Source organism: Pseudovibrio sp. Ad37 (assembly GCF_001623075.1).
GTDB lineage: Bacteria > Pseudomonadota > Alphaproteobacteria > Rhizobiales > Stappiaceae > Pseudovibrio.
In genome coordinates, this window is sequence record NZ_LMCF01000065.1 from 63,588 (window position 1) to 78,743 (window position 15,156).

The 15,156-nt window shown below is 51.1% G+C and carries 12 protein-coding genes; all 12 read right to left on the reverse strand.

Annotated features, from left to right (window positions below; genetic code table 11):
• Window positions 1–6: 6 nt before the first annotated feature.
• Entirely contained in the window at window positions 7–807 is an 801-nt protein-coding gene (locus PsAD37_RS11855) for an ABC transporter permease (RefSeq protein WP_063296317.1), read from the reverse strand.
• Window positions 800–1,567: an ABC transporter ATP-binding protein gene (locus tag PsAD37_RS11860; protein WP_063296352.1), complete on the reverse strand. Its 768-nt coding sequence runs from the start codon at window positions 1,565–1,567 to the stop codon at window positions 800–802. Before PsAD37_RS11860 ends, PsAD37_RS11855 begins: the two co-directional genes overlap by 8 nt.
• A gap of 63 nt (window positions 1,568–1,630) precedes the next feature.
• The gene (locus PsAD37_RS11865) at window positions 1,631–2,650 is read right to left on the reverse strand and encodes an ABC transporter substrate-binding protein (RefSeq protein ID WP_063296318.1); all 1,020 of its coding nucleotides are present in this window, start codon (window positions 2,648–2,650) and stop codon (window positions 1,631–1,633) included.
• Between the two features lie 404 nt (window positions 2,651–3,054).
• Window positions 3,055–5,217: an anthranilate synthase gene (locus tag PsAD37_RS11870; RefSeq protein ID WP_063296319.1), complete on the reverse strand. Its 2,163-nt coding sequence runs from the start codon at window positions 5,215–5,217 to the stop codon at window positions 3,055–3,057.
• 287 nt (window positions 5,218–5,504) lie between these two features.
• Complete coding sequence (gene argE / locus PsAD37_RS11875; RefSeq protein WP_063296320.1) at window positions 5,505–6,659, reverse strand: acetylornithine deacetylase; 1,155 nt, start codon at window positions 6,657–6,659, stop codon at window positions 5,505–5,507.
• Window positions 6,660–6,731: 72 nt separating this feature from the next.
• Window positions 6,732–7,664: an ROK family protein gene (locus PsAD37_RS11880; RefSeq protein WP_063296321.1), complete on the reverse strand. Its 933-nt coding sequence runs from the start codon at window positions 7,662–7,664 to the stop codon at window positions 6,732–6,734.
• A 67-nt stretch (window positions 7,665–7,731) separates the two neighbouring features.
• Window positions 7,732–8,430, reverse strand: a complete 699-nt coding sequence (locus tag PsAD37_RS11885) for a class II aldolase/adducin family protein (protein ID WP_063296322.1) — start codon at window positions 8,428–8,430, stop codon at window positions 7,732–7,734.
• Between the two features lie 72 nt (window positions 8,431–8,502).
• Window positions 8,503–10,146 carry an ABC transporter ATP-binding protein gene (locus PsAD37_RS11890; RefSeq protein WP_063296323.1) on the reverse strand — a complete coding sequence of 548 codons (1,644 nt, stop codon included), beginning with the start codon at window positions 10,144–10,146 and terminating at the stop codon, window positions 8,503–8,505.
• The gene (locus PsAD37_RS11895) at window positions 10,143–11,027 is read right to left on the reverse strand and encodes an ABC transporter permease (RefSeq protein WP_063296324.1); all 885 of its coding nucleotides are present in this window, start codon (window positions 11,025–11,027) and stop codon (window positions 10,143–10,145) included. The genes PsAD37_RS11890 and PsAD37_RS11895 overlap by 4 nt, the downstream gene beginning before the upstream one ends.
• Complete coding sequence (locus tag PsAD37_RS11900; protein ID WP_063296325.1) at window positions 11,024–11,971, reverse strand: ABC transporter permease; 948 nt, start codon at window positions 11,969–11,971, stop codon at window positions 11,024–11,026. The genes PsAD37_RS11895 and PsAD37_RS11900 overlap by 4 nt, the downstream gene beginning before the upstream one ends.
• A gap of 197 nt (window positions 11,972–12,168) precedes the next feature.
• Window positions 12,169–13,680 carry an ABC transporter substrate-binding protein gene (locus tag PsAD37_RS11905; RefSeq protein ID WP_063296326.1) on the reverse strand — a complete coding sequence of 504 codons (1,512 nt, stop codon included), beginning with the start codon at window positions 13,678–13,680 and terminating at the stop codon, window positions 12,169–12,171.
• A 20-nt stretch (window positions 13,681–13,700) separates the two neighbouring features.
• A complete protein-coding gene (locus tag PsAD37_RS11910) occupies window positions 13,701–15,014 on the reverse strand; it encodes an acetylornithine deacetylase/succinyl-diaminopimelate desuccinylase family protein (RefSeq protein ID WP_063296327.1) in 1,314 nt (437 codons plus the stop codon).
• Window positions 15,015–15,156 lie beyond the last annotated feature (142 nt).

Below are 15,156 nucleotides of genomic sequence, written 5' to 3' on the forward strand. Positions count from 1 at the left end.
TGTTTGTTATCCGCGCCAGTTCAGCAGGGCTTTTTCCGCCTTCCCGATTAACCAACTGACGCACAGTCCCAAAATGGAAAGCATCGCAACGCCGACGATCAGCTGATCTGTTGCGAACAAGGAACCAGCCATCAACACATAAGCGCCGATGCCATATTCTGCGCCAATCATCTCTGCGGCGACCAGCAGAATAATTGCTATGCTCGCGGAGATACGTGCACCAGAAAGGATCGCTGGTAGAGCACCTGGCAAAATGATCTTCCGCACAATGGAAAGCCAGCTCATACCGAACGACTGTCCCATGCGGATCAACCCACGCTCCACATTATCAACGCCGCCATAAGTGGCGATGACTGTAGGAAAAAACGTACCAAACAGGATTGTCGCAACTTTAGAGCCTTCCCCGATTCCGAACCAGATGATGAAGAGCGGCAGCAAGGCAATCTTTGGAATTGGAAAAAACGCCGAGGTGAGTGGAAGAAGGCTGGATCGTGCCAGTGAGAACAGCCCAATCAGCAATCCCACCAAAATGCCGAGTGCTGTTCCAATGCTCCAGCCAAAGACAAGCCGATAAAGACTTGTGCTCACGTGCTTCCAGAATAAACCCGAATTATAGAGATCTAAGAAGGCCTGAAACGCTTCAGATGGCGCTGGTAAAACCAGATTGCTGATGATGCCTGTACGGGAACCAAACTCCCAAAACAGCACCAATGCCAAAAATACAAATGGAGCAACAAAACGGATTGGGCGGGGCTTAAACCCACCTCCACGAAACGGAACTTTGTTGCGGTTTACCGGTTCAGACATCGGCAAGCTCCCTGTCAGCAGCAAGAGCTTCTTCGCGCATCATTTGCCATAACTGCTGCTGCACCTCCTCAAGCTCCACAGCACGCTCCCGGCGCTCTTCAAGAGGGATCGAGATCTCAACAACATCGCGAACTTTGCCCGGGCGGCGAGACAACACAATGACCTTGTGGCCAAGGCGAACAGCTTCTGCGAGATTATGCGTCACATAGCAAGCAGAGAATGCCTCACGGGCCCAAAGAGCCACCAGATCATCCATCAGAAGTTCTCGTGTCTGGCTGTCCAAAGCTGACAAAGGCTCATCCATGAGCAGAAAGGCTGGACGCACAGCCAACGCGCGCGCAATTGCCACACGCTGCTTCATCCCACCAGATAACTGACGTGGAAGTGCATCATGAAACTCTGAGAGGTTGGTGCGTGCAAGCACATCATCAATGATCGCCTTGCTCTGCTGTTTGGAAAGCTTGTGGTCTTCAAGCACCAAAGAGATATTCCCGGCCACAGAGCGCCATGGCAGCAACGCAAAATCCTGAAAGATGTAGGTGAGGGGATTGAGAGACCCTTCTGGCGCTTGACCTGCGATATAAGCGGCGCCCTTGCTCGGCTCTTCAAGTCCGCCTATCAGACGCAGCAGCGTAGATTTTCCGCAACCGGACGGACCGATGATCACGGCAATCTCGCCGGGCTCAAAGGTCAGATTGATATCATTCAGAACCTCGACAGAGCCGTAGGCATGCGAGAGATTTTCAATGGAAATTTGCATGTAATCCAACCGGATTAAGGGAAAAGGCATTGCCCACCCGCAGCGGGCAATGCGTGTGTTGGATTAGAAGGTTTCGACGAACTTCACATCAACCAGCTTGTCGAGTGTTACACCCGCTGGCACTAGCTTTTCGCTTTTGAACCAGTTGAGCTGATCTTCCACACTCGCCATGTTTAGCGCAGCACCTTCGTTAAGACGCATCGCTCCATTGCGAATGGATGGGGCAGCTTTCTCATATGGACGATCAGCATAGACGTACTTATGAATGAGCTTCACCATGTCTTCAGCCGCCGCATCTCCTGCGGATTTGTCCACCAGAGCCGCGTTAAAGTCAGCCGCGCCTTTGGAGTCGGCACCAAGGAAGGTCTTCACTAGCTCAGGATTGCTATTAATGTTCTTCGCGGAGGTAAAGACAGTGGTCACCTGATAATTTGGCACGTAATCAGAGACTTTGCCGATCATTTCCACTTGTGGGGACTTGGCAAGGCCTTTTGCGATGTGGGGAACAATAGACCACGCATCAATCTGACCACTCTTCAGCGCCCCAATCACTGCACCAACCTTCTGAAAGGGACGGATCTTGATGCCTTTGCGGTCAAAGCCCTCTTTATCCGCAATCTTATGTGCCATGTGATGGAAAGACGAGCCTGCCGTCGTCACACCAAAGCTCTTGCCTTTCAGATCAGCAGGAGTTTTCAGGCCTGCATCAAACGCAGCTTTAGAGGCAAGGATCATCTGGCCGTCAATGCCAGCTTCTTCCTGTAGCGCGCCACCAATCACTTTCACAGCGCCCTTATCGGCAAGACTGATCAAGCCACCGGAAATTGCGGTAAGGCCGAAGTCCACATCGCCGGAGGCGATAGCAAGCGCCATTGGTTGTGCTGCCTGAAAGAACTTGAACTCAACTTCCAGACCAGCCTCGTCGAAATAACCCTTTTCAAACGCAACAAAATTCGCCGCATGAGAAGTGAAGCGCAAGGCGCCGACAGTGATCTTCTCTGCTGCAGTTGCTGTAGTCGCAAACGTTCCTGTTAGAACCGCTGCGCCCATCAAAACGCCGCTTAAAATACCGCGTACCTTCATCTTTATCCTCTTAAGTGAACCTTGAGAGCAAACTCTCGTCAATCAAAGCGTAATCCCGAAAAGTGGCAACTGTTTTCCGGTAGGATACGCAGTAAAAATCTTTTGCAGTCTATAAATCCCTATGGAAAATGACTGCGTCAATCACTTCAATCGTGCATAGATTAGTCATATAACGCAACCCGGCGCACATGAGACTTGCAATATTCTCAATCTGAATAGGTTCACTTTCACTATCCAGCGCATTTATATGCTGCAATTCCACAACAATGCGACCAAAGATGCTTCTAGGTTTTGTGCAGATAAACCATCTATACAAAATTCTAGGAGAAAGGCCGGAAGTGATCGCTCAATCCCGGCCTTTAATTTAGTCCAATTGATGAATTCAATTTGGTCAGAGAGTCGATCTAGCCACCGGTAAGAAGTTTGGTCATCACATTTTCAATAATCTTGTGACCACCGTCTTGATCGAGGGACATGATAGACTCTGGATGGAACTGAACAGCGCCAATAGGCTCATTCTTGTGTTCAATTGCCATGATCACACCGTCTTTGGTCTCTGAGGTTACCTCAAAGCAATCTGGCAACACATCCCGTTTAGCAAACAAGGAGTGATAACGGCCAACACTGACAGGTGAACTCAGCCCATCAAACAGCTTGGAACCGTGACTGAAGGAAACAAGAGATGGCTTGCCATGCACAGGCACATCAAGCTGGTCAAGTTCACCGCCAAACGCTTCAGTCAGCGCCTGCAGACCAAGACACACACCAAAAATTGGCAGCTTGCGTGCACGGGCCCGTTCGATGGTAGCCCGGCAGTCAAAGTCCTTTGGAGAGCCTGGGCCAGGAGACAACACGACCAGATCCGGACGAACCTGATCAAAGACATCATCCAGCACTGGACTACGGTAAGTCACAACCTCAGCGCCTGTCTGACGGAAGTAATTTGCCAGTGTGTGCACGAAACTGTCTTCGTGGTCGACGAGTAGAATCTTCTTGCCTTTGCCCGGTTTAGCCTTAACCACTTCCTCTTCAGAAGTAAGCGCAAGTCCAGCTTCGCGAACCGCAGCAATCATCGCAGATGCTTTCAGCTCAGTCTCAGCTTCTTCATCCTCTGGGATGCTGTCATAAAGCAGCGTGGCACCTGCACGGATCTGAGCTACACCATCCTTGATGCGAACCGTGCGCAGGGTCAGACCTGTGTTCATATCGCCATTAAACAGCACAGCACCGATCGCACCGCCATACCATGCACGAGAACTCCTTTCGTGATCCTCGATAAACTGCATAGCCCAACGCTTCGGCGCACCAGTAACAGTTACAGCCCATGTATGAGAAAGGAACGCATCCAGCGCATCCTTGCCATCAAGCAGAGTGCCTTCGATGTGATCCACGGTATGAATCAGACGAGAATACATCTCGATCTGACGACGACCAATCACGCGGACAGACTCTGGAACACAGATGCGGCTCTTATCATTCCGGTCCACGTCAGAACACATGGTCAGTTCTGCTTCGTCTTTGGCGGAGTTCAGCAGCTTGCGGATTTGTGCTTCATCTTCAATCGCGTTCTTGCCGCGGCGGATCGTGCCGGAAATTGGGCATGTCTCCACACGGCGACCACCAGTCACCCGCACATACATCTCAGGAGAGGCACCAACCAGATATTCGGCGTTGCCTAGGTTGATGAAAAAGGAATAAGGCGAAGGGTTGATCTGCTGCAAACGTCGGGAAACAGCGGATGGTGGGTTTTTGCAAGGCTCATAGAACACTTGACCCGGTACGGTCTCAAAGAGATCACCGCGCTTGAAGTAGTCGACTGCAGAGCGCACCAGATCAGCGTACTCACCCGGCTCATGGTCACCACGCGCTGGAGTTTCAGTCGCAGCCTTATAGGGCGTCTCTTCACCATCACGCGGCAGACCGTCTGTCGTCTTGGCGTTGAACTCAAAATCGTATTCCAGCACATGGGCTTTACGGCCATAGTGGTCAACAATCAGGATTTCATCGGGCAGAAACAACACCATGTCCCGCTGGTCGTCAGGACGTTGCAGCTTCTGATTAATCGGCTCAAATTGGAACGTCAGATCATATCCGAATGCGCCATACAGCCCGAGTTGATCGTCATCACAGGAAAACAGATCAACAAGTGTACGCACTACGGAGAAGGTTGAAGGCTGGCGGGAGCGCTCTTCCTCTGAAAAAGCTCTGTCCGGCGTCTTGATGGTTAGATCAATGCGGTACTCGTCTGCATTGAAATCTGCGATATCCTCGTGACCATCCAATGCGCCATGAACGGCAGGCATCAGCACGCGCCCGCGCTCATTCAGCGCCTGAATGGTAATCTTGCGATCGTTGGATTCAATCAGCAGCGGTGGGTTGGCCAGTGCCATATCCCAGCGCGTGTAGCGGCCCGGATATTCGTAGGAAGAGGAAAGCACAGCACCGCGTTGACGGTCCAGCCTGTCCATCCATTCGCTTGTACCAGCGGCATAATCAGCATTTCGGCTTTTACGGCGGATGATAACGCCGCCTTTGCTCTTATAAGTCCGTTCTGCCGTAATCGGCATGGTCAATCCTCCGGGTCGTGCACACCTGTTTCCGATGTTTGCGAGGCGGTAGATACAACAAAGCCGCCTGCAGAAAATGCGGCGGCTTGGAAATTACAGGTCAACAAGACATGCGTGTTCAGCCACCGTCACCGGCGCCACCACCACAGCATGTTTTGTGCTTGCATCGTCATCATGCGATTTTCATAACCTAAGGAGCTCATAGGTGCAACTCCTGAAACAAAATTGCACCCAGCAATGAAAAGAAGAGCCCTTCAACCCATCGTGAAGAGCTCCCCATCATCAACTTAAGCACACGCGTGCTGGATAAGGCGGTCTAGGAAACCGTCGCACTTGTCGAGTTCGGACTGCTTGATGTACTCGTCCGGTTTATGAGCTTGCTCGATGCTACCTGGGCCACACACCACGGTTGGGACTTTCAAAATGGTCTGGATCAGGCCAGCTTCTGTGCCATAAGCAACTTTTGCGTGGTCGTTGCGACCAGCCAGCTTCTTCGCCAGAACAGTCACATCCGCTTCCACTTCCGTATCCAGTCCTGGGATCTCAGAGTAAGGAATGAGCTCGATATCTGCCTTTTCAGAAACTTTGCGCATTTCAGGAAGAAGCTCCTCCGTGGCATAACGCCTGATCTCATTCATGCAAGCCTGAAGGTTTTCAGTTGGCAGCACGCGGAACTCAAATATGACTTCGCAGTGTTCAGGTACAATGTTGAGTGCAGTGCCGCCCTTCATGACACCTGTGTGAGCCGTGGAGTACGGCAAATCAAACAGATCATCGCTGGGACCCGATGCCAGTTCCCGCGCCATCTCTTCCAGCTTTGCAACAAGACGAGCGCCATAATGCACGGCGTTTACGCCCTGTGGTGCAAGGGAGGAGTGGCAGGAAAGGCCGGTAAACACAGCGCGGTAGGAGGCTTTGGATTTATGTGCCACCACAACCTGCATTTCAGTCGGCTCACCAACGAAACATGCTTCCGCCTGGAACCCTTCACCAGCAAGCTTGTAAAGTACAGGCTGAATGCCGGTACAACCAGTTTCTTCGTCATATGAGAACATCAGGTGAAACGGCTTGTTCAGGGGCGCCTTAAGCATCTCTGGCACTTTGGCAAGAGAGCAAGCAACAAAGCCCTTCATGTCGCAGGAACCGCGACCGTAAAGCAGTCCATCTTCTTCGCGAAGGGAGAACGGGTTGCTTGTCCAGTCTTGTCCTTCAACCGGCACCACATCTGTGTGACCTGAAAGAATGTAACCATCGGTCCCATCTCCACCGATCGTCGCAAACAGGCTCGCCTTCTCACCTGTCTCGTCTGGCAGTATGGAAGAGGAGACCCTCAGATCATTAAGATACTCTTCGATCCACTTGATCAGGGGGAGATTGGTTTTTGCGCTGACCGTGTCAAAGCTAACCAGCTTTGCAAGGATTTCTTGGCTTGTCATTGTCATGGAAATTTCTCTCAGGAAATCGGAATCGTGAGTTCTGACTATAGAAAGAGAAATCCATAAGGAAAAGTACGTTTACGAGCTTTCGTTGACATGCCGTAGCGTTGTTTCGCCCTTACCCCACAGCCAGGCAGCACCACGCACACCAGAACTATCGCCGTGTTTGGCCTTGCGGATATCAAAATCATAACCATCAGAGAAAATGTAAGGACGCATTGCAGCAGGAAGATCCTTGTAAATCTCTTCCACGTTGGACATGCCACCAGCCAGTACAAAACAGTCTGGATCTAAAATGTTGGCTGCCATCGCCAAGGCACGGCCCAGACGGCTTACATAACGTTGATACGTGCCCATGGCAGCTTCATCACCAGAGCGCATCAGCTCAATGATCTCACTGCCCTTAATAGCCTTTCCAGTGGCATTCTCATAATCCCACTGGAAGCCTGTGCCAGAGCACAAAAGGTCAATCGTACCGTGGTGTCCGGTCCAATTGAGCGGCCCCGGGAACTCGCCTTCTTGCATCCATGGCACTGTGACGTTTCCCCATTCGCCGCCAATGCCATTCGCACCTTTATGAGGACGTCCATTAATCGCTATGCCTGAACCACAGCCAGTGCCAATGATGACACCGTGAACAACACCGCATCCTGCTCCGGCGCCATCAATGGCCTCAGATACTGCCATACAATTGGCGTCGTTCTGAATGCGCACTTCACGTCCAAGGGTATCGCACAGATCTTTGTCGAGAGGTTTGCCGTTCATCCACGTGGAATTTGCGTTCTTAACCAGTCCGGTACTTGGAGAGATGGACCCAGGAATGCCAATGCCTACTGTTCCGACTTCGCCAGTCGCCGCTTCAGTTGCTGCAACAAGTTCGATAACAGCTTCTACGCAGCCCTGATAATCGTTCTTGGGAGTTGGAACACGCTTGCGAAACAGTTCTTCACCTTCGTTAGAAAGTGCCAGCGCTTCAATTTTGGTACCACCCCAGTCAAGTCCAATTCGCATGTTCCAATCATTCCCCCGTTACATGCATAAAAGGCCTAAGCCTCTGCATTTTTTGTTGTCTTCTGTCTTAGTCGCGTCGCTGGGGCATTTCAAAAGCACCTGCGTCGTCTCCATTCAATGTATCCAGCTCTTTACCGTAGCTTTTGAATTTTCTCAAAATCTCTTTCATCTCAGCAGGACAAAGAGGTGCAGGTTCTCCCAGAACCAGCGCAGATAAATACTGATCTGCCAATGCTTCCACTTCACCGGCAAGACCAAGCGCCTTGTGCAGCGAAGGGCCAAAAGCAATCTGACCATGATGCGCCAAAAGACAGGCAGTCCGGTCTTCAAGCGCATCGATCATTGCTTTAGAAAGGGCTTTGGTCCCGAACGTTGCGTAGTCTGCACATTTGATCTGATCTCCGCCAGCGACCGCCACCATATAGTGAAAGGCCGGAATGCCTTTGTTATGAGTTGAAAGCGCAGTTGCTCTGGCTGAATGGCAGTGAACAACAGCCTCTGCATCTTTGTAGTTGCGATAAATGTCCATATGCATACGCCACTCGGAAGAGGGCAGAAAATCTCCAAAATATCCGCCCTCAAGATCGATGAAGACAATCTTTTTCATCTCCAGGTCTTCGTAAGGAATGCCAGAAGGCGTAATCAACATGCCATTGTTATATCGGGCGCTTACATTGCCAGAGGTTCCATGTGTCAAACCAGTGCTTTGTAAAGCACGCGCCGTTCTTATTACTTCCCGGCGAAGCTGGTTCTCAGCTGTTGTCATAACATGTCTCCGCTTGCTGTAGCCTAGGCAAATGTAAGGCTAGCCGCACTGGTTTGCTTCAGGCAATAGCGCTCAATGCGTATGCTTGTTCTCTTCTTCTCTGCGTTTGCGCAAGGCTTCATTGAGGTCTGGCGCAGCAGAGACAAGGATACGTGTGTAAGGGTGTTTGGGATTGGAAAAGACTTCTCCGGTTGGACCTTCTTCCACAATCCGGCCAGCGTTCATCACAATCACTCGATCAGTAATGGCCTGCACGGCAGACAGATCGTGTGAAATGAACAGATAAGCCATACCCAGTCGATCGCGAAGGTCCGCGAATAAATCGAGGATCTGAGCTCTGATGGAAACATCAAGTGCAGAAACGGGTTCATCCGCGACGATCAGGCTTGGATTGGTGACCAGCGCGCGCGCAATCGCGATACGCTGCCTTTGGCCACCAGAAAATTCGTGCGGATACTTGTTGGCATCTGCGGAAGAAAGCCCCACGCTTTCCAAAACCTCATGAACGCGTTTTTTACGTTGAGAACGAGACAGTTCGTTACGCATCAGGTGCAACGGTTCTCCAACGGTACGTTCAACCGTATGCCGCGGATCAAAGCTTCCATAAGGGTCCTGAAACACAGCCTGAATGCCCAGTTGCAAATCTTGACGGTCTTTTCGTGAAACCGAGTAGGGGTCTTTGCCAAGAAACTGGATATGGCCTGCATTCGGCGGTGTCAGTCCCAAAATAGTGCGCGCAAGGGTGGACTTGCCACATCCACTTTCACCCACCAGTCCCATGCTCTGACGCGGCGCAACGTGGAAGGAAACGTGTTGTACGGCCCTGTGCCATTGTCTGCGTGTGAAGATGCTGGCGCGAGGGAGAGGATATTCCCGCAGTACATTGCTCACCTTCAAGAGCGGCTGCGTGATCTTGTCAACCGGCTCTTGTCGTGGAACAGGTACGTGGTTGGAGGTTTCAAACAGCTTTTTGGAATAGGGATGAGAAAGATTGTCGAACAGTTCGCAAGTTGGGCCACGCTCAACAATCACTCCATCCTTCATAATGGCAACAGTGTCTGCCATGTCTGCAACAACTGCCAAATCATGCGAAATGAGCAGCATGGCCATTTGTTCTTTGCGCACGATGTCTTTCAGCAATGTCAGGATCTGCGCCTGAACCGTCACATCAAGTGCGGTGGTCGGCTCATCAGCAATCAACACCTTGGGCTTACAGGCGATAGCAATGGCAATGACAACGCGCTGCCTCTGTCCGCCGGAAAGCTGGTGAGGGAAACGATCAATCAAACCATATTCAAGACCAAGACCAAGACCAACCCGTTCCAGAACATCAATGGTCTGGTCCATCGCTTCCTTGCGTGTAAGACCCTGATGCCAGCGAAGGCCTTCAGCAACTTGCTCGCCAATGGTGCGGGTTGGGTTGAGAGCGGTCAGCGGCTCCTGAAAGACCATAGAGATGTCTTTGCCACGTACATGGGTCATCTCTGTATCAGTAGCGCGCGTGAGGTTCTTGCCCTCAAACATCAGATCACCAATCTGATGAGCACCCTCTGGTAAAAGCTGCATGGCTGAGAGCGCACTCATGGATTTACCAGAGCCACTTTCGCCGACGAGGCCAAGGATTTTACCCTGCTCAAGGTCAAAACTCACATTGCGCAGGATCGGCTTGCCAGAAATGGAAACGCAAAGGTCAGTGGCGGAAAAAACAGAGGTCACGCAACTCTCCTCCGCATCTTAGGATCCAGCAAATCCCTAAGTCCATCGCCAAGCAGGTTAAAGCCGAGAACGGAAAATATAATCGCAAATCCCGGATAAAGCGCCAGCTGCGGTGCAAAGGCAACCATGGTCTGGGCCTCATACAACATGCGACCCCAACTCGCCATGGGTGGTTGCGTCCCCAAACCAAGATAGGAGAGACCTGCCTCTGAAAGGATTGCAAGAGAGAGCTGAATGGTTGCCTGTACAATCAGCAGGTTGGCAATGTTCGGAATAATGTGTTCCAAAGTGATCAAAAACGAGCTCTTGCCGGAAAGACGGGCGGCAAGCAAAAACTCGCGTCCTGAAAGAGACAAGGCGCCACCGCGAGCAACGCGGGCAAAAACCGGAATATTGAAGATGCCAATCGCAATTACAGCGTTGATTGTTCCTGGTCCAAAAATGGACGTGATGAGCACGGCGGAGAGCAGAGACGGAAATGCGAAAATCAGATCATTGGTGCGCATCACCAGTTCTTCCAGAAACCCCTTTTGGGCTGCTGCCAGAAGTCCCAATGGCACGCCAATCAGCATACCGATGCCAACTGCAATCAATGCCACAATAATAGAGGTGCGCGCACCAACCATCAGCATGGAGAAGATATCGCGACCATACTGATCCGTCCCAAACCAGAATTCAGAACTCATCGGCTTAAGGCGCTTGGAAACATCCAGAACATCGATGGCATAGGGTGTCCAGAAGACGGAAGTAACCCCGGCAATGAGAATAACGAGAGCAAGCGTTGCCCCGATCACGAAAGAACGACTGTGAAAGGCTTTCTTCCAGATGGAGATTTCGTCAAAACTGGCAAGCGGCGGATAACTTGGGAGTTCCTGATTCATGCACGTCGCCTCAGTCTCGGATCAATAGCTGCGTAGGCGATGTCGACAAGGAATGTCACAAAGATTGTAAGAGCAACGAGCAGCATGACACTGCTCTTCACTACGATCAGATCGCGCTGAGTAATACCCTGGAAAATCAGACGCCCTAGGCCAGGTAGGTAAAAGAGGTTCTCAATAATCACCGTACCTGCGATCAGGAAAGAGAACTGAAGACCCAGAATAGTCAGGACCGGAATAAGAGCATTGCGTACGCCGTGTCTCCAAAGCGTGGCTTTGTTGGAGAGCCCTTTGGCGCGTGCTGTGCGGATATAATCTTCATGCAAAACATCCAGCAAGGCTGAACGCATCACGCGGGCCAGAATACTCGCTTGGGGGAGAGCCAGCGCGATAACGGGCAACAAGAGCGCCTGCAATGAGCCAAAGAAGCTCACATCCCAGCCCGGGAAACCACCAGATGGCAATACCCTCAGTACAATCGCAAACACGTAAACCAGCAAAATGGCAATCCAGAAGTTTGGGATAGCAATGCCGATCTGGGCAATGGACATAATACCTGTGTCGATGACCTTGCCGTGATAGCGGGCAGAGTAAACGCCGATTGGTATAGCGATGACTGTCGAGAGGATCAGTGCGCCAGTTGCAAGCGGAAGGCTGACCTGAATGCGTTCGCCGATCAGTTCAGAAACCGGAACTGAATATGTGTAGCTCACACCAAACTCACCCTGCAACATGCCCAGCAACCAGTTCACATAGCGGGTGGATAAAGGAGCGTTGAGGCCAAGTTCAGCGCGCAGAGCTGCGAGTGTGTCAGGCTGCGCATTCAGCCCAAGCATCACTTCAGCCGGATCACCGGGTATAACCTCAAGCACAACGAAGATGACGAGGCTTGCGGCCAGGAGAGTTGTCAGTAAGCCTATGAGACGAAGGAACGCAAACCAGAGCATCGGACAAATCCGCTAAACCAATCAAACTTGCGTTGCACAAGCAAATTGCACAATGAGAGAAAAGGGTTACCCCTAAAGTAACTGTCAGTTTGGCAACCGCTTAAACCATATAATTTGGAATAGCAATTGAGAAGGACTGCGATTGCGGTTGCAACCGCAGTCCTGTGCAAATATCTACGTGTATTTGCTAGGTGTTTTTAGTTATTCGCCCAATAGACCTGCGACAGATCGTTACCCGGTGTAGGGGAGTTTCGCCAAAGCCCCTTCACATTGGCATTCCACACAGCAGATTTCGCCAACTGGAACAGGTAGACGTTCACAGCATCCTCGGAGATGACTTGCTGTGCCTGCTTCAAAAGCTCATACCGCTTCTCTTCGTCAACAGTCACATTCAGCTCTTCAATCAGTTTCTTGAAAGCATCACTGTTGTAGTTGAAGTAGTACTTATCGCGCGCATAGATACCAATATCCATCGGCTCAACATGAGAGACGATCGTGAAATCGTAATTGGTCTCCTTAAAGACCTCTGAAAGCCACTGCGCCCATTCAACAGGCACGATCTTCAAATCAATGCCGATCTTCTTCAGATCGGAGGCAATCAGCTCACCACCACGACGGGCATAGGTCGGTGGTGGCAGTTTCAGCGTTGCGCTGAAGCCATCTGGATACCCAGCTTTGGCAAGAAGCTCTTTCGCTTTCGCCGGATCGTAAGGGTAAAGCCCTGTCAGATCATTATAAGCGGGATGGTGCGGAGCAAAGTGCGTTCCAATTGGCGTACCAAGTCCAAACATAGCACCATCAATCAGCGCTTGCTTATTGACCGCATGCGAGATTGCCTGACGCACGAGCTTGTTCTTAAGCGGGCCGCGGGTGTTGTTCATCGCAAGGATGGTTTCACCCTCAGTCGTGCCAATAGCAACTTCAAAGCGTGGGTCCGCTTGAAACTGAATAATGGTTTCTGGAGCGGAAAATGTCGGGAACGCATCCAGATCGCCAGAGATCATTGCAGCAAAGGCGGCATTAGGATCAGAGATGAAACGGAAAGAGGCTTTTTCCAGCTTTGGTTGGTCTCCCCAATACTGGTCGAAACGGGAAATCCGAATTTCCTGCCCCTTCATCCAACGGTCAAACTTGAACGGTCCGGTGCCCACAGGCTGCGTCTTGTTCGTCTCAGCCGTTTTAGGAGATACAATTACCGCATCGCCCCAAGCCAGATTGTAAGCAAGATTTCCGCTTGGCGTAGTGAGCTTGATGTTAACGGTTTGCGGATCTACGACAACCACATCAGAGATCGCTGCAAAGAGCGGCTTTTGTGCATTTACGCTGCCTTCAGCGCGAGCACGATCCAAGGAAAACTTTACGTCATCGGCAGAAAACGGCGTTCCATCATGAAAGAGGACACCCGTCTGCAAATGGAAGCGATAGGTCATGCCGTCTTCACTCACATCCCACGATTTGGCGAGAGAGGGCAGAACACTTCCGTCTGGCCCGATACGTGTCAGGCCTTGAAAAACGTTTTGATAGACCACTTCATCGATAGCAGCTGCAGCCCCTGCAGTTGCATCAAGATGCGGTGGTTCGAGTACCATTCCCAAAGACAGGGAAGATTTGGCTTCAGCAGAACCGTGCGCACCTGTTAGTGCAGCAAGGACGAGGGCCGCGCCTCCGGCAAGGCAAAGCAGCCGGCTTTTTAATGACTTTGCATGCATTCCATTCCGTCCCCTATACTTTAAGAGTGCACGTGATCAGACAGTGTTCTTGTTATTGGTCTTGCATCAGGCTCCGTCAAAAGAGAGTACGCGGCCAATGCCATCACTTTGGCACTGTCAACGAGATCCTCAATTCCAACAAATTCGTCCGGCCTGTGCGCCATCTCAAGTTTGCCTGGACCATACGCAATACAATCGTGCAAGTGGCCCAATCGTGTTATGTGCTTCTGATCATAAGTCCCCGGAGAGACAACATATGATGCATCTTTTTGAAGCACGTCTTTAATTCCGCCTGCAACAGCGCGAGCGACTGGAGAGTCTTTCTCTGCCATCACGGGGAGAACTTCAAGGAGATCCTTAAGTTCATATTCGAAATTTCTACGTGTTTTACGCAGATTTTCTAATATTTCAACTATCTCTTGTTTCACATCCTCCAGCGGCTCCTCAATCAGGAATCTACGATCCAGTATGATGCGGCAACTATCTGCAACGCAAGGGGAAGGAAGACCATCGTGTCCTTCATCCTGTCCGCCATGTAAGGAGTTGATATTTAACGTGGATGATCGGGCGCCCGGAGGAATAACTGGCATTTGTGTTTGTTTTTTGCTGAGCGAAGGGTAAAGCTCGGTTTCCAGCACATTCAGGAAAGCACTCATGTGACGAATTGCGCTGTCACCCAAAAACGGCATAGAGCCGTGAGCAATCGAACCACGCGTCTCAATTTCACTCCACCATACCCCTCGGTGCCCAAGACAAACCTGATCCTTGTGCAAAGGTTCGGGGATGATCACATGGTCAACACGCGGCTTGGAAAAGTAGCCATGTCTGGCAAGATAAGCCACACCGCCAAGGCCGCCGGATTCCTCATCAACCGTTCCTGATATCTCGATAGCACCACAAAACTCTGGGAAACATTCAATCAGACTCTCTGCCGCGATTATGGAAGATGCCAGACCGCCTTTCATATCGCAGGCACCGCGCCCAAAGACCTTTCCGTCCTTTACCACGCCAGCAAAGGGATCAACCGTCCAGCCATACCCCACCTCGACAACATCAATATGGGAGTTGAAGTGGACACAAGGACCGGGACCGCGACCTTCATAGCGACAAATAACATTGATACGCGGGTAGCGGTCAGAGTCTCCGGGGGTGCTCTCTCCTCTGACATACTCGACAGTAAAGCCTTTACGCTTCAAGCGCTCGCCGATGAACTCTGCACAGGGACGATAAGCTTCTCCGGGAGGGTTGATTGTCGGAAAAGCTATCAGGTCACGAGTGAGCGCAACAAGCTCATCCACTTTCCGCTCAACGGATTGGCTTAATTCCTCCCGCATCTTCCCCCCAGAACAAATGCTTAAATGAATTAAGTGATATCGTGACCGTTCCCAAATCGACTGAATACCCCTGAAAAATAATGGAGTATCTCGGAGCACGCAGACTGGTAAAAAGCCTTAATTATTTTCGAGAGAATGTGTG